The organism is Streptomyces sp. NPDC041713 (assembly GCF_055591085.1).
The window spans coordinates 28,879-53,778 of sequence record NZ_JBVIZY010000008.1 but is presented as its reverse complement, the minus strand read 5'-3'; the positions used below and the strand labels follow the sequence as shown (position 1 = coordinate 53,778).

At 72.7% G+C, this 24,900-nt stretch carries 19 protein-coding genes and 1 pseudogene; 12 read left to right on the top strand and 8 right to left on the bottom strand.

Features of this window, described 5'->3' with window-relative positions:
• The first annotated feature begins 15 nt into the window (after positions 1 to 15).
• From ACZ6CV_RS24120 to ACZ6CV_RS24105, 4 genes and pseudogenes are all read left to right on the top strand, one after another.
• On the top strand, positions 16 to 924 hold the full coding sequence (locus ACZ6CV_RS24120; protein WP_469252797.1) for a hypothetical protein: 909 nt from the start codon (positions 16 to 18) through the stop codon (positions 922 to 924).
• Between the two features lie 290 nt (positions 925 to 1,214).
• Complete coding sequence (gene abc-f / locus ACZ6CV_RS24115) at positions 1,215 to 2,849, top strand: ribosomal protection-like ABC-F family protein (RefSeq protein ID WP_469252796.1); 1,635 nt, start codon at positions 1,215 to 1,217, stop codon at positions 2,847 to 2,849.
• A gap of 84 nt (positions 2,850 to 2,933) precedes the next feature.
• Positions 2,934 to 4,700 (top strand): ABC-F family ATP-binding cassette domain-containing protein, encoded by a 1,767-nt coding sequence (locus tag ACZ6CV_RS24110; RefSeq protein WP_469252795.1) that lies wholly within the window; start codon positions 2,934 to 2,936, stop codon positions 4,698 to 4,700.
• A gap of 34 nt (positions 4,701 to 4,734) precedes the next feature.
• A pseudogene (locus ACZ6CV_RS24105) lies at positions 4,735 to 5,556 on the top strand (helix-turn-helix transcriptional regulator); the annotation flags it as partial.
• 185 nt (positions 5,557 to 5,741) lie between these two features.
• On the opposite strand, the gene ACZ6CV_RS24100 reads toward ACZ6CV_RS24105, so the two are convergent.
• Positions 5,742 to 7,313: a class I adenylate-forming enzyme family protein gene (locus tag ACZ6CV_RS24100; RefSeq protein ID WP_469252794.1), complete on the bottom strand. Its 1,572-nt coding sequence runs from the start codon at positions 7,311 to 7,313 to the stop codon at positions 5,742 to 5,744.
• Between the two features lie 283 nt (positions 7,314 to 7,596).
• Here ACZ6CV_RS24100 and ACZ6CV_RS24095 point away from each other — a divergent pair, with 283 nt between their 5' ends.
• On the top strand, positions 7,597 to 8,202 hold the full coding sequence (locus tag ACZ6CV_RS24095) for a flavodoxin family protein (protein WP_469252793.1): 606 nt from the start codon (positions 7,597 to 7,599) through the stop codon (positions 8,200 to 8,202).
• Positions 8,203 to 8,304: 102 nt separating this feature from the next.
• Here ACZ6CV_RS24095 and ACZ6CV_RS24090 read toward each other — a convergent pair whose 3' ends face one another.
• A complete protein-coding gene (locus ACZ6CV_RS24090) occupies positions 8,305 to 8,532 on the bottom strand; it encodes a DUF5133 domain-containing protein (RefSeq protein WP_362373659.1) in 228 nt (75 codons plus the stop codon).
• A 341-nt stretch (positions 8,533 to 8,873) separates the two neighbouring features.
• On the opposite strand from ACZ6CV_RS24090, the gene ACZ6CV_RS24085 reads away from it, so the two are divergent.
• The 3 genes from ACZ6CV_RS24085 to ACZ6CV_RS24075 all read left to right on the top strand — a co-directional run bounded on the left by ACZ6CV_RS24085 (position 8,874) and on the right by ACZ6CV_RS24075 (position 12,031).
• Positions 8,874 to 9,668, top strand: coding sequence for a SigB/SigF/SigG family RNA polymerase sigma factor (locus tag ACZ6CV_RS24085; RefSeq protein ID WP_469252792.1), 795 nt, complete (start codon positions 8,874 to 8,876; stop codon positions 9,666 to 9,668).
• A 200-nt stretch (positions 9,669 to 9,868) separates the two neighbouring features.
• Positions 9,869 to 11,422 (top strand): glycine betaine/L-proline transporter ProP, encoded by a 1,554-nt coding sequence (gene proP / locus ACZ6CV_RS24080; RefSeq protein ID WP_469253016.1) that lies wholly within the window; start codon positions 9,869 to 9,871, stop codon positions 11,420 to 11,422.
• Positions 11,423 to 11,527: 105 nt separating this feature from the next.
• Entirely contained in the window at positions 11,528 to 12,031 is a 504-nt protein-coding gene (locus tag ACZ6CV_RS24075) for a metallophosphoesterase family protein (protein ID WP_362373665.1), read from the top strand.
• A gap of 88 nt (positions 12,032 to 12,119) precedes the next feature.
• Here the strand turns inward: ACZ6CV_RS24075 and ACZ6CV_RS24070 are convergent, their stop codons facing one another.
• Positions 12,120 to 13,721, bottom strand: coding sequence for a S8 family peptidase (locus ACZ6CV_RS24070; RefSeq protein ID WP_469252791.1), 1,602 nt, complete (start codon positions 13,719 to 13,721; stop codon positions 12,120 to 12,122).
• Between the two features lie 507 nt (positions 13,722 to 14,228).
• Here ACZ6CV_RS24070 and ACZ6CV_RS24065 point away from each other — a divergent pair.
• The 4 genes from ACZ6CV_RS24065 (at position 14,229) to ACZ6CV_RS24050 (ending at position 20,325) form a co-directional block, all read left to right on the top strand.
• The gene (locus tag ACZ6CV_RS24065; RefSeq protein ID WP_469252790.1) at positions 14,229 to 17,579 is read left to right on the top strand and encodes a helix-turn-helix transcriptional regulator; all 3,351 of its coding nucleotides are present in this window, start codon (positions 14,229 to 14,231) and stop codon (positions 17,577 to 17,579) included.
• A gap of 87 nt (positions 17,580 to 17,666) precedes the next feature.
• Positions 17,667 to 18,059, top strand: a complete 393-nt coding sequence (locus ACZ6CV_RS24060; RefSeq protein ID WP_469252789.1) for a peptidase inhibitor family I36 protein — start codon at positions 17,667 to 17,669, stop codon at positions 18,057 to 18,059.
• 176 nt (positions 18,060 to 18,235) lie between these two features.
• Entirely contained in the window at positions 18,236 to 18,853 is a 618-nt protein-coding gene (locus tag ACZ6CV_RS24055; protein WP_469252788.1) for an SUKH-4 family immunity protein, read from the top strand.
• A 200-nt stretch (positions 18,854 to 19,053) separates the two neighbouring features.
• Positions 19,054 to 20,325, top strand: coding sequence for a phosphatase PAP2 family protein (locus tag ACZ6CV_RS24050; protein WP_469252787.1), 1,272 nt, complete (start codon positions 19,054 to 19,056; stop codon positions 20,323 to 20,325).
• Positions 20,326 to 20,346: 21 nt separating this feature from the next.
• On the opposite strand, the gene ACZ6CV_RS24045 is transcribed toward ACZ6CV_RS24050, so the two are convergent.
• The 5 genes from ACZ6CV_RS24045 to ACZ6CV_RS24025 all read right to left on the bottom strand — a co-directional run bounded on the left by ACZ6CV_RS24045 (position 20,347) and on the right by ACZ6CV_RS24025 (position 24,717).
• Positions 20,347 to 21,048: a GNAT family N-acetyltransferase gene (locus ACZ6CV_RS24045; RefSeq protein WP_469252786.1), complete on the bottom strand. Its 702-nt coding sequence runs from the start codon at positions 21,046 to 21,048 to the stop codon at positions 20,347 to 20,349.
• Positions 21,049 to 21,205: 157 nt separating this feature from the next.
• Positions 21,206 to 21,658: an SRPBCC family protein gene (locus tag ACZ6CV_RS24040; RefSeq protein WP_469252785.1), complete on the bottom strand. Its 453-nt coding sequence runs from the start codon at positions 21,656 to 21,658 to the stop codon at positions 21,206 to 21,208.
• A 79-nt stretch (positions 21,659 to 21,737) separates the two neighbouring features.
• Positions 21,738 to 22,202, bottom strand: coding sequence for an SRPBCC family protein (locus tag ACZ6CV_RS24035; protein ID WP_469252784.1), 465 nt, complete (start codon positions 22,200 to 22,202; stop codon positions 21,738 to 21,740).
• 125 nt (positions 22,203 to 22,327) lie between these two features.
• Complete coding sequence (locus tag ACZ6CV_RS24030; protein WP_469252783.1) at positions 22,328 to 23,233, bottom strand: helix-turn-helix domain-containing protein; 906 nt, start codon at positions 23,231 to 23,233, stop codon at positions 22,328 to 22,330.
• Positions 23,234 to 23,376: 143 nt separating this feature from the next.
• On the bottom strand, positions 23,377 to 24,717 hold the full coding sequence (locus ACZ6CV_RS24025) for an APC family permease (protein ID WP_469252782.1): 1,341 nt from the start codon (positions 24,715 to 24,717) through the stop codon (positions 23,377 to 23,379).
• Between the last annotated feature and the right edge of the window lie 183 nt (positions 24,718 to 24,900).

Sequence of the window (24,900 nt, the reverse complement as noted above, 5' to 3'; positions counted from 1 at the left end):
CCGCCGAAAGACGCCATGCCGAACCTCCCCCACCCCGAAGGATCCGACACGACGTTCGCCACCGTGTTCCGCCAGGCCCTGCAACAGCGCGGGCTGCCGCTGGAACGCATACGCGACCACCTCAGGGCCCAGCAGATCACCGTCAGCCTCGCCACCCTCAGCCACTGGCAGCGCGGACGCAGCCAGCCGGAACGAGCCCAGTCGCTGCGCGCCGTGGACGCGTTGGAGCCGCTGCTCCATCTGCCCGCCGGCACCCTGCGCTCGCTGCTCGGCCCGCATCGTCCGCGCGGCGGCCCCCCTCCCCTCGATCCGGCCGTCGCCCGCACGGTCTACGGCGAGAACTCGGACGTGGAACAGGCGCTCGGCGACGCGTTCCCGCGCTTCAACGAAGGGCTGCGGCCCTTGACCATCCAGGAGACGGTGAGCCTGGACGAACACCGCTCCATCCACGAGACGTCGATCACCACGGTCGTGCAGGCGGTCCGCGACGCCGTCCAGCATCTGACCGTCGTCCACTTCCTCGACTCCCCGAAGGCCGGGACGGTGGAGCTCGCCGTCCCGTACGGGCCGCCACCGCGCATGCGTTTCCTGCCCGAACTCGGCTGTGTGGCCGCCGACATCCCCCTCGGCCGGCAACTGGCCAGGACGGAGACCGCGGTGGTCGCCTACACGCTCCGGGCCGCATCGGACATCTCCCACCAGCACGAGCGCCGGGTCACCACGCCGCTGCGCTCCTACTTGCTGCACGTGCGGTTCCACCCCCGAGCGCTCCCCGCCAGCAGCTGGAGCTACCACCGCCGGCAGATCGGCGCCGAGCCCCAGCACCGGCACCGCACCACGCTCGACGCCTTCCACACGACCCACCTGCTGCCCACGCTCTGCAAGCCGGGCGTGTACGGGATCGAGTGGGAGTGGCCCGGGTGACGTCCGGCCGAAGGGGCAGCGTGGCAGGGATCGACACCTGTTACGCTCCGAATGAGCGGACGTGTCGATCACGTTGATCACGGACGCGCGGATTCAAGAATGATCACGATGTATTGATCGAGGAGTCACAGACGTGGTGGGTGAAGACGACATCTCCGGATGAGATCCGGGTGTGACAGGCCACCGGCCGGCGCGTACGTGTGCCGCTGCCGTGGCCTTGTTCGTCGTTCCCTTCCCCACCCTGCCCAGGGCAGAGGTCTGTCTGCCCTCAACCCCTCGAGGTCATCTCCATGTCCGACGCCGCCATCAGCTGCTCGAACCTCTCCTTCGCCTGGCCCGACGACACCCCGGTCTTCGGCGACCTGTCCTTCACCCTGACCACCGGCCGTACCGGCCTGGTCGCTCCCAACGGCTCCGGCAAGAGCACGCTGCTCAAGCTGATCGCCGGCGAGCTCAGCCCCGCCGCCGGCTCGGTGTCGGTCAGCGGCACCCTCGGCCATCTCCCCCAGAGCCTCCCCCTGACGGGATCCCTCACCGTCGCCGAGGTGCTCGGCGTCGCCGCCGTCATCCGTGCCCTCGACGCGGTCGAGTCCGGTGACGTGAGCGAGGAGCACTTCACCACCATCGGCGACGGCTGGGACGTCGAGGAGCGCACCCGTGCCCAGCTCGACCGCCTCGGCCTCGCCGACCTGGACCTCGACCGCGGTCTGAGCACGCTCAGCGGCGGTCAGATCGTCTCCCTCGGCCTCGCCGCGCAACTGCTCAAGCGGCCCGACGTACTGCTCCTCGACGAGCCGACCAACAACCTCGACCTGGCGGCCCGGCACAAGCTCTACGACGTCCTGGAGAACTTCACCGGCTGTCTGCTGCTGGTCAGCCACGACCGCCCGCTGCTCGACCGCATGGAGCGCATCGCCGAGCTGAGCGGGGACGAACTGCGCTTCTACGGCGGGAACTTCAGCGCGTACGAGGAGGCCGTGCGCGCCGAGCAGGAGGTGGCCGAGAAGAACATCCGCAACGCCGAGCAGGAGCTGAAGCGCGAGAAGCGCGAACTGCAGCAGGCCCGCGAGCGTGCCGAACGCCGGCAGAGCAACGCCGCCCGCAACCTCAAGAGCGCCGGTCTTCCCCGCATCTTCGCCGGCAACATGAAGCGTGGCGCGCAGGAGTCCGCGGGCCGGGCGGGCCAGATGCACGCGACCCGGGTGAGCGAGGCCAAGGCCCGGCTCGACGAGGCCGGGCGCGCGCTCCGCGACGAGCAGCGCATCACCCTGGAACTGCCCGACACCCAGGTGCCGGCCGGGCGCAACCTCTTCCTCGGCGAGGGCCTGCAGGTCCACCACGCGGGGCGGGCGGTGTTCGCCGACTGCGGCGTCGACCTGACCGTGCGCGGACCCGAGCGCATCGCGCTGACCGGGCCCAACGGCGCCGGCAAGACCACGTTGCTGCGCCTGATCACCGGCGACCTCGTGCCGGACGGTGGCGCGATCAAGCGCAACGACGGCCGGATCGCCTATCTGTCACAGCGCCTCGACCTGCTTGACCTGGAGCGCACCGTGGCGGAGAACTTCGCCGCGTTCGCCCCCGAGCGGCCCGAGGCCGAGCGGATGAACCTGCTCGCCCGCTTCCTCTTCCGCGGCCCGCGCGCCCACCTTCCCGTGGGCGTGCTCTCCGGCGGGGAGCGGCTGCGGGTCACCCTCGCCTGCGTGCTCTGCGCCGAACCGGCGCCTCAGCTGTTGCTGCTCGACGAGCCGACGAACAACCTCGACCTGGTCAGCGCGGGCCAGTTGGAGAGCGCGGTCAACTCCTACCAGGGCGCCTTCGTCGTGATCAGCCACGACGAGCGCTTCCTCGCCGACATCGGGGTGAACCGCTGGCTGCGGCTTGCCGACGGCGTGCTCACGGAGACCGGGGCCCCCGCGGTGTGAGCCGTCGGTGAGCGCAGTGGCCCGTGCCGAGGCGTGCCGCGCCCGGCGGGCCGACCTCCGATCGACACCGTAGGACGGTTCCCCATGCCGCATTCCCACTCAAAGCCCCACTCTCAGTCCTCCCAGCCCTCCCGGTCCCGGGTCCGGGTGCAGCCCCAACCCGCCCTGCTCGCCCACGAGATCGTCCGCAATCTCGGCGGGCGGCGGGTTCTCGACGGCGTCTCCCTCACCGCGTCCCCCGGCCACCGCATCGGGCTGATCGGCGAGAACGGCGTCGGCAAGTCCACCCTGCTGCGGGTGCTCGCCGGCGCCGACGAGCCCGACGCCGGCAGCGTCTCGCGCCCCGCCGACCTGGGTTTCCTGCGCCAGGAGATGCCCTTCGACGCCGGCTCGACCGTCGCCGCGGTCCTCGACGACGCGCTGCGCGAGGCCCGCGAGGACCTGGCGGAGCTGCAACGGCTGAGCGAGGAACTCGCCCGTACCGCCGTGGACTCCCCCGGCCATCAGGATCTCCTCGACGCTTACGGCAGACGGCTCGAACAGGCCCAGGACCGCGAGTCCTGGGACGCCGACCGGCGGGCGGGCCTGGTCCTTGACGGGCTCGGTCTGGGCGCGGTCGCGCACCACCGCACGCTCGGCACGCTGTCGGGCGGGGAGCGCGGCCGGCTCGCCCTGGCCGCGCTGCTCGTCCGCCGCCCCTCGGCGTTGCTCCTCGACGAGCCGACCAACCACCTCGACGACGGCGCGGCCGCCTTTCTGGAGGAGCAACTCCGCGCCCTGCCGGGCACCGTGGTGGCGGCCAGCCACGACCGCGCCTTCCTCGAGGCGGTCTGCACCGATCTGGTCGACCTCGATCCGGCGGTGGACGGTCCGGTCCGCTACGGCGGCAACTACACCGCATACGTGGGCGCGAAGCGCGCCGAGCGGGCGCGCTGGGAGCAGCGTCACGCCGAAGAGCAGGAAGAACTACGGGAGTTGCGGCACGCGGCGGGTGTCACCGCGCGCCGGGTGGCGCCGGACCGTGGGCCGCGCGACAACGAGAAGATGGGGTACGGGCACCGGGCGGGCCGGGTGCAGAGCCAGATCTCCCGCCGGGTGCGCAATGCCACGCGGCGCCTGGAGGAGCTGGAGCGCGTCCAGGTGGCCGCGCCGCCCCGTCCCCTGCGGTTTGCCGCCGAGACGCTGGCGGCGGAGGGGCCGGTGCGGGGGGCTCCGTCGCCGGAGGAGCCGGTGGCGGACCTGGTGGCGGAGCCGCTGGTCTCGCTGCGGGAGGTACGGGTGCCGGGCCGACTCGCCCTGGATGCCCTGGACGTGTCCGTGACCGACCGACTCCTGGTCACGGGGGCGAACGGCGCGGGCAAGTCGACGCTGCTCGGCGTGGTGGCGGGACGCCTGGCCGCTGAGGGCGAGGTGCGTCGACGGCCTCACCTGACCGTGGGGCTGCTCACCCAGGACACCGTGTTCGACCGACCCGACCGTACGGTCCGGGACACGTACGAACTGACGCTGGGCCCGCAGCGGGCCGAGGCGACCCCGCTGGCCTCGCTCGGTCTGATGCACGCGGCCGACCTGGGCAAACCCGTCGGCCTGCTGTCCGTCGGGCAGCGTCGCCGGCTCGCGCTCGCCCTGCTGGTGGCGCGCCCGCCCCAACTGCTCCTGCTCGACGAGCCCACCAACCACCTCTCCCCGCGCCTGTGCGACGAACTGGAGGAGGCCCTGGGGAGCGGCCCCGGCGCGATCGTGCTGGCAAGCCACGACCGCTGGCTCCGCCGCCGGTGGCGGGGCCGCGAGCTGCGGCTGGGGCAGGCGAGGCAGCGGCAGAGTCAAGGCAACGAGGGGGCGCGCGGCTGACGGGAAGCGGCGCCTTCGCCGAGGTGATGGTCCGCGCGGCCGGCACGGCGGCTTCGCCCTGTCGCCCGGCTTCCGGACCGACCTCACCGGTCTCCATCGGGACGAGGCCCTTGCCCTGCTGGTCGCCGGATCGCGGCGCGGTGCGCAGGCGTTCGGCCTCGGTTCGGCGCTCGCCTCGGCCATGCTCAAGGTGGTCGACGCGCTGCCCGGCAGCCAACGGGACAGCGCGGTCGAGGTCACCGAACGCGTACTCGTCGACCCCGAGGCCGACCTCCTCTCGCGTCGGCAGGTCACCGAGGAGATGCCCGACTCCGTGGCGGCCGAGGTCCGGCACGCGGTGTTCGACGGGCGCAATCTGCGCATCCACTACGCGGCCGTGGGCCAGGACCCGCGGTGGCGCACGGTGGACCCGGTCGGCCTGGTGACCGTGCGCGGCCGGGGCTACCTGCTGGCCCGGAGGTCCGGCGAGGACCGCACGTACCGGCTGTCGCGGATCCTGGCCGCCGAGGCAGGGGCCGAACCCGCACAGCGACCGGATCGGGTTGACCTGGAGCGGATTTGGCGGGAACGCAGCGCCCAGTTCCGGGCCGGCGGCGACCAACTCACGGTGCTGGTACGGGTATTGCCGGTGCGGCGGGATGAACTGGTGGGTACGGCGTTGGCCGTCCGCGTCGAGGAGCCCGACGCGGACGGCTGGCTGCGGCTGGAGGTGGCCTTCCAGGACGCGCGGCGCGCGGAGTGGGCGCTGTGGCAGCTCGGCACGGACGCGGAGGCCTTGGCTCCACCCTCCTTGCGCACGGCTCTGGGCGATCGCGCCGCGGCCATCGCCGTTCGCTACGCAGACCCGCCCCCCTGAGACCGGCGCACCGGCCGCCCCTGCCGGGTCGCCTGCGGGAGCGGCCCGGGTGGGTGGGGCGGGAGGTGACGTGGGGTCCGGTGGACGGCGCGTGCGTGACTCCGGTTCCGGTGGCTAGCGGGTACTCAGGCCGCGTTCGTCCACGCGGTGGGTGGTCACGCTGCCTTGGCCCACGCAGTGCGTGCTCACGCCGCGTTCGTCCACGCGGCGCGCAGTGCCTTCTTGTCGACCTTGCCGACCTTCGTCGTCGGCAGTGTGTCGAGGAGGACCGTCTTGCGGGGCGTGTACAGGTCGCCCAGCTCCGCGGTCACCGCCGCGCCGACCTCCTCCGGGTCGACCTCGGCGTCCTCCGCCGTGGCGAGGAAGATCTGGACGGCCTCCCCGAACTCCTCGTCCGGGACGCCGAGCGCCGCGGCGTTGCGCACGCCGGGCAGCGTCAGCAGGAAGTCCTCCAAGACCCTGGAGTAGACGTTGTCGCTGGTGCTGCCGGTGACGATGATGTCCTTCGCCCGGTCGACGAGATACAGGTAGCCCTCCGCGTCGAGGTAGCCCATGTCGCCGGTGCGCAGCCAGCCGTCCTGCATCGCCTGTGCGGTGCGCTCGGGGTCCTCGTAGTAGCCGAGCATCACCGTCTCGCCCCGGACGCACACCTCGCCGACCTGCCGTACGGCGAGCGCCTCCGTGCTGTCCTCGGCGCGGATCTCGATCTCGACGTCGCATATGGCGCGGCCGCAGCTGCGCCAGAGCTCGGGACGGCGGGCGCCCTCCGAGGCGAGGTCGTCCACGCCGAACGCGGCGATGCCGAGCGCCTCCGACTGGCCGTACCCCTGGCCCAGCACCGGGCCGAACACCTCGACGGCCTGCTGCAGCCGGCTCGGCGACGTGGCCGCGCCGCCGACGACGACGCGTCGCAGGGCGGGGAAGGAGCCCGGTACGGCCTCGGGGTGGTCGAGCACCGCGTACATCATCGGCGGCACGAACATCGTGGTGGTGATGCGCTCCTCGCGGAGCACCCGCACCGCCGCGCCCGCGTCGAACTCGGGCAGCACGACGAGCGCGGACCCCGTCACCAGCGCCTGGATCGAGGTGAGGTGGCCGCTGCCGTGGGTGAGCAGGGTCGCGGCGAGAACGCGGTCCGTGTCCGCGGCCATGGTCGGGAAGAAGGACGAACCGGAGCCGTCCTGGCCGTCGTCCATGCGGCCCACCAGCGCGTCGTACAGCCGGTGGCTGTGCGCGGCGAGCTTGGGGCGGCCCAGGGTGCCGCCGGTGTACAGGACGGTGACGGCCTCGTCCGCCGCCGGGGCGGGCACGCCTTCGGGGCGCTCCGTCGGGCACACGGCCGCCTCGACCAGCAGGTCCGTGCACGGCTGCGCGCACGGCCCGAGGCTGAGCAGTACGGGGGCGTGGACGCTGCGGCCCGCCGCGTCGGCGGCGCGCTCGGCGAAGAGCGGGTCGGTGACGACGGCGCGCGCCCGCGACTGCTCGACCAGCGCGGCGAGTTCGCCGGGGCCGGGCTCGGGCGGCAGGAACACGACACGGCAGCCGATGAGGTGGACCGCGAGCTGGACCAGGACGGAGTCCACACGATTGGCCAGGAACAGCCCTACTCCGTCGCCGGGCCGCAGCCCCTGGCGGCGCAGCGCGTGCCCCAGGCCGAACAGCCGACGCCTGGCCTCCCCCCGGGTGAGGCGCTGGGCGCCCTGGACGAGGGCCTCGGCGTCCTCGTTCTCCTGCCAGTGCTCCAGGATGCGGTCCACGTACGTCCGTGGATTCGAGGTTTGCTGTGCATTAACGATCATGGACATATGCAAACACGCCGCGGCGGAACCATGGCATCGCAGGGGGCGACTTCGGCCAAGAGTCGACGGAGTACTATTCGGCCTCGCCGATCCGCCGCGCCGCCGATCCGTCGATGCACCGCGCAGCACCGATCCACCGCCCCGCCTCTTCTGCCCGTGCGGGTGGCACGTTTCAGGGTGACGATCAAGGGGACTGGAGGTTTCTCCACTCTGTCCGCCATCGTTTCGTGAAGGAGCCACCGTGCGCGCCCTGGCACTCGTCTGCACCCTGTCCCCGTCCCCCTCCGCCTCCAGCAGCGAGAAGCTGGCCGGGCAGGTGCTCGCCGAGCTGGAGAAGCGGGAGGTGGCCGTCGAGTCGGTGCGGATCGCCGACCACGACGTGAAGCCCGGCATCGGCGTCGACATGGGCGATGGGGACGCCTGGCCCGCGCTGCGCGAGAAGGTCCTCGCGGCCGACATCCTGCTGATCGCCACACCCATCTGGCTCGGCCACCCGTCCAGCATCTGCCAGCGCGTCCTGGAGCGCCTGAACGCGGACTCCTCCGAGACCGACGACCAGGGACGGCCGCTCTTCTACGGCAAGGCCGCCGCCCTGGCCGTGGTGGGCAACGAGGACGGCGCGCACAACGTGAGCGCCGACGTCTTCCAGGGGCTCAACGACGTCGGCTTCTCGCTGGCGCCGGGAGCCGTCACGTACTGGGTCGGCGAGGCCATGCAGGGCACCGACTACCAGGACCTCGACGAGACGCCCGACAGCGTCGCGAGCACGACGCGCACCCTCGCCGCGAACACGGTGCACCTGGCCCGCCTGCTGCGTGACGCGCCGTACCAGGCGCCCGCCCAGTAGCCCCCGCCTCGGGGACCCGGTGCGTCCGGGTCACCGCGAAGGGCCCGCGCCGATCGCTTCGGCGCGGGCCCTTCGTCGTTTTCGGCGTTCTCTCGGCCTCTGCTACGCGGTGGCGACGGGGCCGTCCCCGACCTGCGCCGCGGAGAGCTGGTGGCGGGCGGCGGCGAGAGCGGCCGTGATGTCACGGGTGCCGGTGGACACACAGAGCGTGTAGGCGACGTCCTCCATGCGCTGACGCGCTTCCTTGGTGCCCTTCTCGGCGTGCAGGGTACGCAGCGTCTCGTACTGCTCCACCAGGTTCTTCAGCACGATCGGATGTGCCATCAGCATCAGAGGCCTCCCTCATAGCCACTCATCGCCACCACTCACACGGGGCATCGCTCCGCCCCTTGTGCCCCGGATCCGGGTCGGCACTCCCCCGCCCTCCAGCATTGTCACCCCGGCAACCCGGCCGCTCCAGTCGAGAACCGGGCGCCCCGCGACGACCGGTGGGCTGCGCCCGCCCCCGCCGGCCGACCCTCACTTGATCCTTTTCGTCCGGAAGCCTGTTTGCCGCCGGGGACGCAGGGCAGGCGGTCGTCGAGTGCTTGGGACAACAGGCGCTCCTCCAGGAGAAGGCCACGGCACATGCCGTGGCCGCCCCCCGCTGAACCCAGTGACGAGGAGTGCTCATGACCACCCGCCATACCCATGCCGATGCCCCCGACACCGAACAGGCCTTTCGCCGTCTCGCCGCCACGCCCGCGGGCCGCGAACGCGACCTGCTGGTCGAAGAGTTGGTCGAGGCCTGGCTGCCGATGGCGCACCGTATCGCCAGCCGCTTCCGCAACAAGGGCGAGAACCTCGACGACCTGAAGCAGGTCGCCGCCCTCGGTCTGGTCAAGGCCGTCGAGCGGTACGACCCGGACCGCGGCGCGTTCCCGTCGTACGGCGTCCCCACCATCACCGGGGAGCTGCGCCGCCACTTCCGCGACCACAGCTGGGACGTGCACGTGCCGCGCCGAGTGCAGGAACTGCGCAACAAGGTCCGCGTCGCCCACCAGGACCTGATGAACCAGCCGGGCCACCCCGCCGAGCCCGGCGTGGACGAGCTCGCCGTGCAGGCCGGCCTGACGCCGGACGAGGTCCGGGACGGGATGGAGGCCCTGGAGAGCCACAGCAGCCTCTCCCTGGACGCCGAGCTCGGCGCCGCGCAGGACGGCTACAGCCTCGCCGACACCCTCGGCGCCGCCGACCCCGGCTTCGATCTGATCGCCGACCGGGAGGCCGCGCGGGGCGGCCTGGAGAAGCTTCCCGAGCGCGAACGCACCATCCTCTATCTGCGTTTCTTCGAGGACATGTCGCAGTCCCGGATCGCGGAGAAGATCGGCGTCTCGCAGATGCACATCTCCCGGCTGATCACCCGCAGCTGCGAGCAGGTCCGCGCCCACGCGCTCGGCCACACCGCCGCCCACCAGACGGCCTGAGCCCCCTCAGCGCCTGCCCGCGAGGGTCACCCGACGATTTGCCGGTCGTCCCCGGTCGGCTCAGACTTGCGGCGACACGGCTTCCTCTCGGCAGGCAAGAGGAGAAAAGCTCCATGGTGAAAGGCCCCTCACGCCGCACGCCCCGAAATCCCCGTGCGGCGGAGAGCGAATCGCGCGCCTCGCGTTCGGCGACGGACCGGATGGCCCGCACGCTGCTGCGCCGCCGGAAGAAGGCGCTCAGCACCGAGGACGTGATGGTCTCGGACCGTCCGAAGGTGCGCCGCGCCGTGACAGCCGCCGCGCTCGGCAACACCATGGAATGGTTCGACTTCGGTGTCTACGCCTATTTGGCGGGCACCATCGGAAAAGTATTCTTCCCCTCCAGTTCGCCGGGCGCCCAGGTGGTCTCCACGTTCGCCACCTTCGCCGCGGCATTTCTGGTGCGTCCGCTCGGCGGCCTCGTGTTCGGGCCGCTCGGTGACCGGATCGGCCGGCAGCGGGTGCTCGCCGCGACCATGATCATGATGGCGGTCAGCACCTTCGCCGTCGGCCTGCTTCCCACGTACGCCTCGATCGGCTTCGCCGCGCCGCTGCTGCTGCTCCTGTGCCGACTGGTCCAGGGCTTCTCCACGGGCGGCGAGTACGCCGGTGCCACCACCTACATCGCCGAGTACGCACCCGACCAGCGGCGCGGATTCCTCGGCAGCTGGCTCGACTTCGGCACCTTCGTGGGCTACTCCCTGGGATCCGGTCTCGTCACGGTGCTGACCCTGACGCTGGGGACCGACGGCCTGGAGAGCTGGGGCTGGCGCATTCCGTTCTTCGTCGCGGGACCGCTCGGCCTCATCGGGCTCTACATGCGGATGAAGCTGGAGGAGACGCCCGCGTTCCAGCAGGAGGCCGCCACCTCCGCCGCCGAGCGCGAGGCGGAGTCCGAGCGCGGCGAGAGCGATCCCGTCGAGCAGGCACGCCAGTCCGGCCACGGCCGGCTCCGGGAGATCTTCGCCCGGCACTGGCAAGCGGTGCTGATCTGCATGGGCCTCGTGCTGCTCTACAACGTCACCAACTACATGGTGACGTCGTATCTGCCGACGTTCATGACGGTCACCCTCGGGGAGAGCGACACGACCGCGCAGCTCCTGGTCCTCGGGACCATGCTGCTCGTGGTCCTGGCCATCACCACCGTGGGGCGCAGCTCGGACCGGTGGGGCAGACGGCCGATGTTCATGGTCGGCAGCATCGCCATGATCATCCTCGCCGTGCCCGCGTTCCTGCTGATCCGGGAGGGCGGGATCCTGCTGCCCGCGTTCGGCTGCGCGATCCTCGGACTGCTCCTGGTCTGCTTCGCCGGAACGGCCGCCGCCACCCTCCCCGCGCTGTTCCCCACCCGGCTGCGGTACGGCGCCCTGTCGATCGCCTACAACATCTCCGTCTCCATCTTCGGCGGCACGACCCCGCTCCTCGCCTCGTACCTGGTGGACTCCACCGGCAACACGCTGGTCCCTGCCTTCTATCTGATGGTGGCCGGGGCGATCGGCCTGGTGTCGACGTTCTTCCTGCACGAGACGGCCGGCCGGCCCCTGCGCGGCTCCGGCCCCATGGTCGAGACGCACGACGAGGCGCGTGAGGTGGTGGCGCGCAGCCGTACGGAGGCGGGCCGGCACGCCCGCGACGTGTGGCTGCGGCTGTGGCATCCCCGGGGCGGCCGGCGCGGGGCGGCCGGGAAGCGGCGCTCCGGCAAGGACGGTGAGTGACATGGGGACGGCGAGCGCGATGCGGGGCTCTGCCGTCCCCCGCACGCGCCCCCACCCGTCGCGCACGCGCCCCCGCCGGACCGCGCCCCGTCCTACGCTGGCCCCATGCGGCTTCTGCTGACCTCCGACACCCATGTGCCGGCGCGGGCGAAGCGTCTGCCCGACGCCCTGCTCGCGGAGATCGACCGGGCCGACGTGGTGATCCACGCCGGTGACTGGATCGACGAGCCCACGCTCGATCTGTTCGAGTCCAGGTCGCGCCGGCTGATCGCGGTGTACGGGAACAACGACGGGCCGCCGTTGCGCCGTCGGCTCGCCGAGGTCGAGCGGGCCGAGCTCGCCGGGGTGCGGTTCGGTGTCGTGCACGAGACGGGGGCGGCCACCGGGCGCGAACGCCGGTGTGCCGAGCGCTTCCCCGACCTCGACGTCCTCGTGTTCGGGCACAGTCACATCCCCTGGGACACGGAGGCGCCCGGCGGCCTTCGGCTCCTCAACCCGGGCTCCCCCACGGACCGCAGGCGCCAGCCGTACTGCACGTTCCTCACGTTGACGGTCGCGGACGCGGCGCTGCACGAGGTGACCCTGCACCGGCTGCCGCCGAGGCGCTGAACACGCCGACGGGACGCCGACCGGCACGTGCACGGTCGACGCCCCACGGGGCGAGCTCTCTCCGAACTCCCAGAACGGCTCTGGACTCTCAGAACTGCAGCGCCCAGGCCCCGATCGTCCCGGTGTCATTCGTCCAGTTGTCGGTCACCCGCAGCTTCCACGTGCCGTCGGCGGTCTCACTGGAGGCGTCGACGCGGTAGGTGGCCCGGACGTCGTCGGCGCTGTCGTCGCTGTCGTAGTTCTTCAGGAGGTAGGCGGTTCCGTCGGGCGCGACGAGCTCGACCTTCAGGTCGCCGCGGTAGGTGTGCCGGATGTCCACGGTCACGGACAGGTCGGCGGGGGCCCTGCCGGTGACACCGGTGACGGGCAGCGGCGATTCGACGGTGGCGTTGTCGCGGATCGGGTAGTCGTCGGTGTTCTCGAACTTCTTGCCGGTGGGCGGGGTGCTGTCGCCGCCCGTGTGCAGGAGCTTGTTCGGGGAGCCGGTGCGCGGGTCGGTCACCTTTCCGGAGGTGGCGTCGGTGACCAGCTGCTCGCGGACCTGGGCCGGGGTCCACGTCGGGTGGGCGGCGAGCAGCAGGGCGGCGGCGCCCGCGACGTGCGGGGAGGCCATGGAGGTGCCGCTCATCGTCTGCGAGGCGCTGTCACCGGAGTTGGAGGAGGACACGATGCTGTCGCCCGGGGCGAAGATGTCCAGGCAGGAGCCGTAGTTGGAGCCCTGACCGTTGGACCAGCCGGTGGCGCGGGCGTCCCGGCTGTTGGTGGCGCCGACCGTGATGGCCGACGGGGTGGAGGACGGGGAGTACGAGCACGAGTCGGCGTTGTTGTTCCCGGCCGCCACGACCCACGTCACCCCGGAGGATATGGAGGTGGCCACGGCGTCGTTGACGGACTGGGTCTTGCCGCCGCCGATGCTCATGTTGGCCACGGCCGGCTTGACGGCGTTCTTGGTGACCCAGTCGATGCCGGCGAGGACCGGGGCCCAGGTGTCGCCCGAGGTGCCCTGGCAGTTCAGCACGCGCACGCCGATCAGCTTGACGCCCTTGGCGACGCCGTACGCGCCGCCGCCGACGGTCCCGGCGACGTGGGTGCCGTGGCCCTGACAGTCGGAGGCGTTGGAGTCGTCGTCGATGAAGTCGTAACCGCTCACCGCGCGGCCGCCGAAGTCGCGGTGGCTCATGCGGATGCCGGTGTCGACGATGTACGCGTTCACGCCGGAGGCCGTCGTGTCGTACGTGTAGCTCTTGTCGACCGGCAGGTCGCGCTGGTCGACGCGGTCCAGGCCCCAGGAGGGCGGGTTGGTCTGCGTGTCGACCGCGTGGGCGACGGCGTCGGCCTCCACGCGGGCCACCGCCGGGTCGGCGGCCAGCTCCTTGGCCTCCCCCTCCGACATCCGCACGGCGAAGCCGCGCAGGGCGGCCGTGTATGTGTAACGCAGGCTCCCCGCGTGCTCCTTGGCCAGGGCCTTCGCCGAGGCGGGGATGTCGGCGCGGGCGACGGAGTTCTTGAAGGTGACGATGTACGAGCCGTCGACGGCGCCGGGACGGTCCGCCCCGACGATGCGGCCCTCGCCGCCGCCCGGTGGCACGGGAGCGGCAGCGGCACCGGAGGTCGCGGCAACTCCCGCGAGCAGGGCGGTACTTGCGCCGACGGCGAGCACGCGCCGGACGACGCGAGCGTCGAATTTCATGGGGTCTCCTCGGATACGGGGGCTCCGCACGGTGGGGTTCGGGTTGCGGAGGTCGAGCCACGCCCGGCCATGTCAAGCCATGCACATGACAGGGCGATGTCTGCGGATGGGACGCGGGGATGAGTGGTGCGGGGGTTGTTAGTGGTTCAGGGGTTACGAGTGGTGCAGGAGTTACGAGTGGTGCAGGGGGCCGAGACGTACGAGGTGGCGTCGTCGGACGGGCAGAGCTTCGGCCTCACGGAGGCGGCACAGCAATCCGTAGCGCTACCCAATGAGTGGGATGCGGGCCGACGCACCGGCCCGCGCCTCTCGCGGTTCCGGCCCCCGGGACGCCCTGACTACCGGTCTGACGGCGGGCGTCGTCATTCCGTAGGTGGTGGACCCCTATTGCGAGGGCGCCTCACCGCCGGGTAGACCACCGTTCAACGAACGCCGTGCACCGGCGAGAGGCCGGCTCCTCGCCGAGGGCGGATCCCCCGGGGGCGCCGGCAGGCGAGAGGCGGACCCGTGACCCGACGTTTCTTCGATGCGGACCGTTCCTCCGACTCCGCGTGGGACGTGGAGGCGGCGGCCGATGAGGGAGGCGGTTCCGTCGGCCGGGCCGAGGAGACCCGGCGCCTGCGGGAAGCACTGCGCGCGGGCCCCGTGGTCGCGGTGGTGCGAGGGGAGTGCGGGACGGGCGTGTCCCGCCTGGTGGACGAGGTCCTGGATGAGCCGGAGTTCGCGGGGTGGACGCAGTTGCGCGGGGCGTGCCCGGAGTTGACGGGGGCGGGGTGGGACAGCCTCGACGCCGGCCCGGTCGCCGGCCCGGTCGCGGGGCGGGACAGCGCCGCCGCCCACCCCGCCGCCGGCATGGAGAGAGGGATCGGCACCTCCGCGTTCGCGCTCGCCCCCATCGCCGACGCCCTCGCCGGGCTGCCGTGCCGTCCCGGCGGTCCGGCGTGGTCCCTTCCCCACGTCGCCGGGGTCGTGGGACTCCTCGTACCCGAGTTGGCCGAGCGGTTGCCGGAACCGCCCGCAGTGGCGGCCGACCCGGCGTCATGGCGTGCGTTGGTGCCGCGTGCCGTCGAGGCGCTGCTGGCCTCGCTGGGGGACTGCGTCCTGGTCGTGGAGGACGTCCACCACGCCGACCCCGCCACCCTCGCCCTGCTCCACCACCTCATCGGCGCGATGCCGCCCCAGCTGCGGCTGGTCGTCACCGAGGACGCCGCGCCGGGGCTGCCGCTCTTCGGGGCCGGCCTGGCGGTGCGGACCCCGGTGGCGGAGATCTCCGTCCGGCCCTGGACGTGTGAGGAGACGGAGGAGTTCGTACGCCGGTGGCTGCACGCCCACCGGCCGCATCATGTCGAGGAGTTGCACGATCTGGTCGTCCTGGTGCACGCATGGACCGGCGGACTCCCGGAAGTGGCCGAGGTCCTGTTGCGGGCCGCCGGGGAGCTGCTGCGTGCTCCAGCACAGGGAGGCCGACGAGCGCCCTTGATCGCGGTCGACAGCCGGAACGTGCGGGACATCGGGAGCGCCGGTCCATCGATGACCATAAGGGGAAACGGCCGACGGGAGAGCGACACGGCGTACGAAGGGACCGCCAGGGCCGACGCCTACCGAGCGCACGATGCGGCAGCCGCCGACGACCTCACCGACGGTACGGAGACAGCGCCGGCCCCCGTCGGCGACAACACGCTTCCAGCCGCTGAGTCCGTACTCGCGGCCGTGCGGTCCGTCGGCGTTCCACCCCCGCTCCGGCGGGACTTCGCCCTGCGGTACGCCCGCCTCGACGAGGACGCCCTGCGCATCGTCGAGGCCGCGGCGGTGCTCGGTCGCCCGGTGCCGGTCTCCGTGCTCGCCGACGTGGGCCAGGTCGGCGCCGACCGCGCCGAGGCGGCCGTGGACATGTGCGTGCGGCGAGCCGTGCTGCGGGCCGACGGTCGCCACCCCGATTTCCGCCATCCGCTGGACCGCCGCGCCGCGCTGGCGCGCATGCCGGGGCCCCGGCTGGCCCGGTTGAGTCTGCGCGCCGCGCGGGCCCTGCACCGTGGCGGTGACGGTCCTCTGCCGCTGGTCGACCTCGCCCGCCTGTACCGGGCGGCCGGACGCGTGCGCGAGGGGGTGCGCTGTCTCGTCGCGGCGGCCGACCGGGCGGCCACGGCCGGCGACTACTCCACCGCGACCAGCCTCTACACCCGCGCCGTCGACGAGGACCCGCGGGCCGCAGGCCGTATCCGTACCGCGGCGAAACTCGCGCGCACGGCCCAACTCGCCCGCGCCGACGGACGCGTGGTCGCCGCCGTACGGCGCGTACTCGACGAGGACGCCCCGCCGCCGCGGCTGCGCGGCGAGATCCGGCTGCACCTGAGCGTCGTGCTCCGCAACCAGAGCGGAGGGGCGCTGGACAGCCTGAACGAGGTGGCCCGTGCCATACCCGACCTGGAGCTCACGGACCCGCAGACCGCCGCACGCGCCATGGCGGTCGCCGCCATTCCGTCCATCAAGGGCTGGCCGGTGGACCGTCATCTGCACTGGCTCGGCCGGTGCGAGGCGCTCGACGGCCAGGTCACGGAGCCGGGTGCCCGCGCCGCCATCGCCGCGAACCGCGCGACCGCGCTGATGCTGCTCGGCGATCCCCGCGCCTGGACGGCCGCCGAGGCGCTGCGCGGTCCGGCCGCGACCGCCATGGAAGCCGCGCACCACGCCCGCGGCTGGACCAACCTCGCGCACGCGGCCACCGCGCTCGGCTACGACGCGCGGGCCCGCGACTTCCTCGCGCGGGCCGCCCACGGCCTCGCCGAGACCAGCAGCCCGTACCTGGAAGGGCTCACGCGGACCGCCCAGTTGGTGCTCGGCTGGCACGAGGGCCGGTGGGACGGGCTGCACGACGCGGCCGACCGCACCACCCGGCTCTACGCGGAGATACCCGACCTGACCGCCGAGGCCATGCTGGTCCGCGGGCTGACCGCGCTGCACGTCCTCGGCGACGTCCCGCGGGCCCGCCGCGACCTGGCGGAGGCGGCCGGCACCACGCGCTACGACACCGGCGTCATCCTCACCGCCGCTGCCGCCGCCACCGCCCGTGTCCACCTGGAGGCGGGGCGGCCCGGCCAGGCGTGCGAGGCGGTGGAGGAGGCCCTGCACCGCCTGGAGCGCACCGGCGGCTGGGTGTGGGCGGGCGAGGTGGCGCCCACCGCGGTGGAGGCCCTGTGCGGCAGCGGGCAGGGCGGGCGGGCCCGTCGGCTGGTCGCCGAGTTCGCCGCGGCGACCGGGCGTCTCGACGCGCCCGCCGCCCGTGCCGCGCTGACCATGTGCCGGGCGCTGCTCGCCGAGGCCGACGGGCGTACGGACGAGGCGGTCGGCCTGTGGGAGGACGCGGAGGTGCGGTGGCGCGGGCTCGGCCGGCCCTTCGACGCCGCGCGGGCGGCGGAGGCTCGTGGGCGCTGCCTGCTGGATCTGCCCGGCGCGGCGGGTGACGTCGTGTCCGCGGCCGGCGTCATCCAGGACGTCGTCGAGGCCTACCGCGAACTGGGCGCGCGCTGGGACGTCGCCCGCTGTCAGCGGTTGCTGCGCCGCCACGACATCGTCACCACCCACCGCCGCGGCCGCCTCGGATACGGCGACCAGCTCTCGCCCCGCGAGCGGGAAGTGGCCGAACTCGTCGTCCAGGGGCGGGCGAACCGGGAGATCGCGGAGAGCCTGGTGCTGTCGACCCGGACCGTCGAGCACCATGTGGCGCGCATCATGAGGAAGTTGAACGTCGCGTCCCGTACCGGCATCGCCCTGGCGGGCCGTACGGGCGAGGACGGCTTTTCGGCCAGAGTCACACGCGCCCAGGGCGCCCCGTGGGAGTCACCGCGACAATGCACCTGAGCACGCCGCGCTTTCCTGCGCGCAGCGGGCGACGGCCGGACTTCCCCGGCATCTCACGCACATGAATCGAAGGAGGGCACTTCCCTCATGCAACGGTTCACACGACTCTGTTCCGCGGTGGGACTCGCCGCGGCCGGAGTACTCGTAGCTGTTCCCGCCGCCCAGGCGTCCACGGCTCCGGCGGCGACGGATGTGTCGATCACCGCTTACCAGGACTGCCCGGTCGGCTGGTTCTGCGCCTGGGAGGACGCCGGAGGCTGGGGCCGGATGGCACGGTTCCAGCTGGGCTCCGACGACCTTCGTGACTTCGATCTGAACGACCAGATCTCTTCGGTGTGGAACAGGACCGGCAAGACGTTCTGCACCTGGCTGAACATCAACCGGGACGGTGCCACGTGGCCGGTGGGGAACTGGCGGGGCGACACCTCCCAGTACCACCGGAACGACAACATCAGCTCGCTGCGGGTCGGTGCGTGCTGATCCGACCCGGAGGGCCGGGCTCCAGAGGCACGTGAGAGCCTGCGTCGGGGCGGCGGCGGCGCGCGAGCGCCGGTCGCCGGAAGCGCCCCGATCCGCACCGCTGTCGCTGTGACCGCTTCCGTCCAGCCAGAGTTTCCCGGCGCCCGGCGGCGCCGCGCAGTTCGGAGTTCCGGCCCGTGCTTTTCGACGTCACCCGCGGCGGCCTCGCCGAGATCTTCGGCGAGGACCGTCTCGCGACGCTGCCCGCCACCGCCTTCCCGCCCTCCGCCGCGGACACCGAAGGCGCCCGCCTCCTGCAGACCGTCGGCGTCCCCACCGGGACGTTCCACCTGCGGAAGCCGGACGAGGACGCGGGCGGGCTCCCCCTCGTGCGGGATGTCGTCCACGCCGAGGACCACGAGGACGTCTCGCCGGACGCGGGCGGGTGGCCCGTCATCGGCTGGCTGTTCAACGCCCATGTCGCCCTCGACCCCGCTTCGGGCACGGTGTACGCCTTCGACGCCGACGAGGGAACCGCCGAGGAGCTCCACACGGACGTCTCCTCCCTGATCCGGCTCACGGCCCGGCTCCAGCGCCTCCTGGAGGAGTTCACCTTCAGCGGCGACGACGGCGACGAGGAGGCCGACTTCGAGTGCCTGGAGCGCGAGGTCGAGGCCATCCGCGACGCGACGCACGCCGTCGATCCGCTCCCCTTCCGGGACGACGAGACGACCTGGTCGGTGATCGGGGAGGAGATCGCCGCAGGCCAACGCTTCACCGGCGACACCCCGGGAGCCCGCTCGCTCTACGGGTGACGGCCGGTCCGCCCCGCCCGCCGACGGCCCGACTGTCGGCCCGCACCCTCCACCGGCGTCGGGCCTCCGAGCCCACCGCCGCACTCGACTCATCACCCCGATGGCATGATCGGTCCGTGTTTTCCTCCCGAATAAGCCACACGACGCACCTCACCCCGGACCGCAGACCACGGGTCGCCCTTTGGACCGCGGCCGGTGTCGTGGCCCTCGGGTTCCTCGTCGCGCTGGAGATCGCCGCGCGTCATTACGGCAGCCCGGGGCCGATCACCGATCAGGCGCGCGAGATCATCTTCCCGCCCAAGCCGGGGCCGCTGTACGGCGGCATGGCGCTGACGATGGTGGTCCTCACCTGGCGGGAGCGGTTCATCGCGGTGGGCGCCGCCGTCGGGATCGACCTGATGTTCGCGCTGGTGCGCTGGGCGGCGGGCCTGCACACCCCCTCCGATCGCCTCTTCGGCAACGGCGCGCTGTGGGTGATCCTCGGCTGCGGGATCATCGCCCTCACCCGTCGCACCGGCCAGGAGCGCGTCCTGCTCCTCAAGGGCGTCGGTCTCGGCCTGCTGCTGGTGACCGGGCGCAAGACCGGTGACAGCTGGCTGCTCATCACCGCGAAGGCCCACCCGAACGTGCTCGACCCCTACGTGGCGACCGCCGACCACGCGCTCGGCAACCCGTCATGGCTGGCGGGCCGGCTCCTGGAGACCACCGAGCCGATCGGCACCTACGTCCTCGACCTGGTCTACGCCCAGCTCGCGGTCGCCGCGATCGTCGTCGCGCTCTACCAGCTGCGCAACGTGGCGACCGAACGCCGCTTCCCGAGCCACCACCTGGTGCGCACGTTCCTGGTGATCGGCCTCATCGGGCCGGGCATCTACATGATATTCCCGGTGGTCGGGCCGATCTTCGCGTACGGCCCGGGCACCTCCGGGACCGGCGGCGTCGAATGGGCGGTGGCCGACCTGTGGCCGCACACGCCCCCGGCGCTCGGCATCCCGCACCCGGTGCCGTACGACGGGATCACCCCGCGCAACTGCGTGCCCAGCCTGCACACGGCATGGGCCACCGCGATCTTCATCCACTCCCGCAAGGGCCCCCGCCTGCTGCGCTACGCCGGGACGTTCTGGCTGGTTTGCACGCTCGGCGCGACGCTCGGCTTCGGCTACCACTACGGCGTGGACCTGCTGGCCGGCGTGGTGTTCGCGCTCACGATCGAGGGGGCCCTGCGCGCCCTCGACCGCGGCTGGGACCGGTCGGCCACCCGGTTCGTCACCTATGGCACGACGGTCTTCGCCGCGCTCCTGGTGTCGTACCGCTGTCTGCCGGTGCAGATGGCCGAGCACGCCTGGCTGGCGGGTCCGCTCCTCGTCCTGGCGATGGCCTCGGTGATCTACGGCTACGTACGCACCACCAGGCAGTGGGAGCCGAAGGCCGCACCGCCCCAGCAGCCGGAGCCCCAGCCCGCGCTGGCCTGAGGCACTCGCGTCAGGGGCGCCTCACGGGGTGCGGAAGCCGCGGAAGGTCACCGCGGCGCGGGTCTTGAAGCCGAGGCGTTCGTAGAGGGCGATGGCGCCGGCGTTCGCCTCGGCCACGTGCAGGAACGGCTGCTCGCCTCCGGACAGGATCCGCGCGACCAGCGCGCTCACCAGCCGGGCGGCGTGGCCCTGGCCGCGCGCCTCGGGGGCCGTGCACACGGCGCTGATCTCGGTCCAGCCCGGCGGCCGGAGCCGTTCGCCCGCCATCGCCACCAGCGTTCCCCGCGCGCGGATCCCGAGGTAGGTGCCGAGCTCGCAGGTGCGCGCCCCGAACGGGCCCGGTGCTGCCCGCTCGACCAGGTCGAGCATCTCGGGCACGTCGTCCGGGCCGAGCTCCACCAGACAGACGCCGTCGGCCGGGCGCGGCTCCCCGGTCGGGTGTCCGCCGCCCCACAGCATCTGGCGTCCTTCGAGTTCGAAGACGGGCTCCCAGTCCGCGGGCGGCAGCGCCGTGTTGCTGAACATGTCGGCGAATCCGCCGGGGCCGAGCAGCCGCGCCAGGTCCGCCCAGTCCGCCGGGCCCGGCTCGGTCGGCAGGGCGCAGAAGGTCGCGACGCCCGGCAGGTACGTCGCCGCCCGCCCGGTCCGCCGGGCCAGATGCGCGTGCGCCGCGAGCAACGACTCGGCGACGGGGTTGTCGAGCACGGTGAGATCACTGTTCACCCGCCGGATCCTCGCATCCAGGGGTCCTCGCGACGACGGCGGGGGCGGCCCGCGACCACGGCCGGCCGGTCGCCTCCAGCGTGCCGCCCGCATGCGCGAAGGCCCGGACCTCGTGGGTCCGGGCCTTCGGGCTGTCGGGTGATGGATGTACGAGGGGTCAGACCTGGCCGCGCCAGGCGCCGGTCTCCACTCCGTCACGCCGCTCGATGAACTCCTTGAACCGGCCCAGGTCCCCGGTGACCTGCCGCTTGACGAAGCCGAGCTTGTCGCCGGCCTTCTCGGCCATGCCCTCGGGCTCGTAGTGGAGCTGCAGCATGACCTTGGTGCGCTCGTCGTCCAGGCGGTGGAAGGTGACGACGCCGGCCTGCTTGGCCTGCCCGTCCACCGTGGTCCACGCGACCCGCTCGTCGGGGATCTGCTCGGTGATCTCGGCGTCGAACTCCCGCTCCACACCGTCGATCTTCGTCACCCAGTGGGTGAGCGTGTCGGTGCGCCGCTCGATCCGCTGCACACCGTCCATGAACTCGGGGAACGTCTCGAACTGGGTCCACTGGTCGTATGCCGTACGCACCGGCACAGCGACTTCGATGGACTCTTCGACCTGCGACACGAATGACACCCTTCCTCGTGAACCGTTGAAGTGGTGGATCACCACTTCCCTTCCACGCGAGTGCCCTGGACCCCCGGCTTCACTCCCGTACCGCCTCATCGATCTCGCGCGCGCGGCCGGCGTACTCGGCGAGCCCGACCGCCATCGCCCGCATGAAGCGGCGGAGGTACCACTGGAAGAGCCGGCGCGTCCCCCGGCGGCCCACGTAGGTGCCGTGCCAGTGGATCCTGGTTCCGCCGCCCGGCAGCTCGTGCAGCTCGATGGTGGCCTGGTACTGCGACATCTGCGCGATCTGCACGCCCTCGTAGCGGAACCGGTGGACGGGCTCCAGGCCGGTGATCCGCTCCTTGGTCACGACCTTTCCGGTGCGGAAGGCCCGGGTCGCTCCGACGCCGTCGCGTCCGTCGGGTGACAGGTCGCGGGACTCCGCCGCCTCCAGCGCGTCGATGCGCGACCACCTGGGCCAGCTCAGCGGGTCGAGAAGCAGCGACCACACGGCCGCGGGCGGGGCCGTCGAGTCGGCCGTGACGTCGTACGACTGCATTCCGGGACTCCTCACGATGTCCGGCCTGACCGAACGGACGGGGCCGGGCCGGTCAGGGGTTGATCATGAGGCAACCCTAGGGACGGACCGCCACCGATCCCATGCGTGGAATTGCGGTGCCCCGGTCAGAGATTGCGGTACGCGGAGGGGCGCGCTCCGGTCTGCCGGAGGAAGGCGGCCGACAGAGCGCCCGGTCCCGCGAAGCCGACCCGCGGCGCGATCTGGGCGATCGCCAAGTCGGTGCCGCGCAGCAACCGTTGCGCCTCCTCGACGCGCAGCCGGGTGAGGAACCTGTACGGGGTCACTCCGGTCGCCGCCTTGAAGACCCGGACGAAGTGGTAGACGCTCATGTGCGCCTCCCCCGCGAGCTCGGCCAGGGTGAGCGGGTCGGCCAGGCGGTCGTGCATCATCGCGACGGCCGCGCCGACGCGTGCGTCCTCCCGCGTCGCGGGGCGCGGGTCCGTTCGCCGTCTCCCTCGCGCATGGCGGGTCAGCAAGTGAGTCGCCAGGAAGGCGGCCGCCGACTCGGCGTACAGCTCACCGCCGTCGTCCCCGCCCGACGTGCCGAGCGCGCGGACGGCCTCCTCGATCAGCGGGTCGCCCGTGGCCAGGGACGCCGCCATCGCCTCGAAGTCCACCGGGCCGCCACCCAGCCGCGCCGCGACCGCATCGACCGTGTCGCGCGGGACATGGACCTGCACGCTCCGCATACCCCCGTCCCCGCGGTAGCGGCGCAGGACGGGCCGGTCCGGGATCCCCATCTGCACCCGCCCCGGGGTCCAGGCGGAGCGGACCGCCCGCCCACCGCTGCGCGACTCCATCACGGCCCGCCCGCCGACCGGCAGCACCAGGTGCAGGTCGGCCGCGCCCGGCAGCTCCATGTCGTCGGCCACGGGAACGTGTTCGAACCGTTGGACCAGCAGCGACCGCCAGCCGAACGCCTCCCAGCTGCAGTACGTGCGCCGCACGTAGCGCGCCATGTCGAAGCCGACGTAGGGCCGGAGATCGAAACGGGTGGAGTCGAACACCATGCCGTCGAGGCTACCGACCGCCGAACCGCGCCGGCCCGCTCTTTGCGGCCCGGCTCCTCGCCGTACAGCCCGGCTCCTCCTCGTACAGCCCGACTCCTCCCCGTACAGCCCGCCCCCGCTCCCTGCGGCCCGGCCCCGCTCCCTCAGGCCTCGGGCACGGCTTCCGCACGGCGCCTGCGGTACGCCGCGACCGCTCCCAGCACCACTCCCACGCCCAGGACGATCAGTCCGCGCACCCATACGTCGCCTTCGACCTGCGTGGCGAGCAGGACGCACGAGGCGGCGCCGAGCACCGGCAGGACGGTGGGCACCCGGAAGTGCTCCCGCTCCCCCGGGTCCTTGCGCAGTACCAGGACCGACACGTTGACGAGGAGGAAGACCACCAGCAGGAGCAGGACGAGCGTCGAGGCGAGCGTGGCCACGTCGCCGGTCAGCGCGAGCACGAGGGAGAGGAGGGTGGTCGCCGCGATCGCCGCCCACGGCGTGCGCCGGCCCGGCAGGACCAGGGTCAGAAAGCGCGGCAGCAGACCGTCCCGCGCCATGCCGTAGGCGAGCCGGGAGGCCATGATCCCGGTGAGCAGGGCGCCGTTGGCCACCGCCACCAGAGCGATCGCGCTGAACAGCTCCGTCGGGACGCCACCGGCCGCGCGGACCACCTCCAGGAGCGGCCCACTGGATTCGGTCAGAATGCGGGTCGGCACCGCCGCGGAGGCCGCCATGCCGACCAGGGCGTACACGACACCCGCCGTGATCAGCGCGCCGAACAGCGCCCGGGGGTAGGAGCGGCGCGGGTCCCGGGTCTCCTCCGCCACGTTCACGGAGGTCTCGAAGCCGACGAACGAGTAGTAGGCGAGGACGGCTCCGCTCAGGACGGCCGCCGCGGGCGCCTTGTCCGCCGTGCCCAGCTTGGTCAGCCGCCCCAGGTCCCCGTCGCCCCGCAGCACGATCCAGGCGCCGAGCCCGATGACGAGCAGCAGCCCGCCGACCTCGATCACGGTGGCCACGACGTTGGCGCGGGTCGACTCGCTGATGCCCCGCGCGTTCAGGAGCGCCAACCCGCCCAGGAACACGATCGCCACCAGCACGACGGGCAGCGTGACGAACTCGGTGAGGTAGTCGCCGCCGAAGCCGCGGGCCAGGGCGCCGACGGACACGATGCCGGAGGCGAGCATGCAGAAGCCCGCCAGGAAGCCGGCGAAGGGCCCGAACGCCAGGGTCGTGTAGTGCGACGCGCCGCCCGCCCTCGGGTACTTGGTGACGAGTTCCGCGTACGAGGCGGCGGTCAGCAGGGCCAGGCACAGCGCCACGAGCAGCGGCACCCACACGGCGCCGCCCGCATCGGCGGCGACCTGGCCCACCAGGACGTACACGCCGGCGCCGAGGACGTCGCCCAGGATGAAGAAGTAGAGCAGTGGTGTGGTGAGGGCCTTCTTGAGGGACGGCTGGGCGTCCTGGGGCGTGGGGGTCGGGAGGGGAGCTTTCACGGGGAGTCATGTACCCCGTCCGGGGCGGGGCAGGCGGAGGTTCCCCTGGATGCCGGGGATGCGGGGCCGGGTGCTCGGCGGGAGCCTGGGCGGACCACCGGCGCGGCGCGCGGATGGCCGATCCGGAGCGGTCGGTGCCCCGGTGGGTCCGGATGGCAGCGCTCGCCGGGTGCGGATCGGCGC

Coding starts and splice junctions, on each gene's coding strand:
- ACZ6CV_RS24075 (WP_362373665.1), top strand. CDS start 11,528: ATGCGGCTTCTGCTGACCTCCGACACCCATGTGCCGGCGCGGGCGAAG.
- ACZ6CV_RS24030 (WP_469252783.1), bottom strand. CDS start 23,233: ATGGTGTTCGACTCCACCCGTTTCGATCTCCGGCCCTACGTCGGCTTC.
- abc-f (WP_469252796.1), top strand. CDS start 1,215: ATGTCCGACGCCGCCATCAGCTGCTCGAACCTCTCCTTCGCCTGGCCC.
- ACZ6CV_RS24120 (WP_469252797.1), top strand. CDS start 16: ATGCCGAACCTCCCCCACCCCGAAGGATCCGACACGACGTTCGCCACC.
- ACZ6CV_RS24070 (WP_469252791.1), bottom strand. CDS start 13,721: ATGAAATTCGACGCTCGCGTCGTCCGGCGCGTGCTCGCCGTCGGCGCA.
- proP (WP_469253016.1), top strand. CDS start 9,869: ATGGCCCGCACGCTGCTGCGCCGCCGGAAGAAGGCGCTCAGCACCGAG.
- ACZ6CV_RS24085 (WP_469252792.1), top strand. CDS start 8,874: ATGACCACCCGCCATACCCATGCCGATGCCCCCGACACCGAACAGGCC.
- ACZ6CV_RS24060 (WP_469252789.1), top strand. CDS start 17,667: ATGCAACGGTTCACACGACTCTGTTCCGCGGTGGGACTCGCCGCGGCC.
- ACZ6CV_RS24110 (WP_469252795.1), top strand. CDS start 2,934: ATGCCGCATTCCCACTCAAAGCCCCACTCTCAGTCCTCCCAGCCCTCC.
- ACZ6CV_RS24035 (WP_469252784.1), bottom strand. CDS start 22,202: ATGCAGTCGTACGACGTCACGGCCGACTCGACGGCCCCGCCCGCGGCC.
- ACZ6CV_RS24090 (WP_362373659.1), bottom strand. CDS start 8,532: ATGCTGATGGCACATCCGATCGTGCTGAAGAACCTGGTGGAGCAGTAC.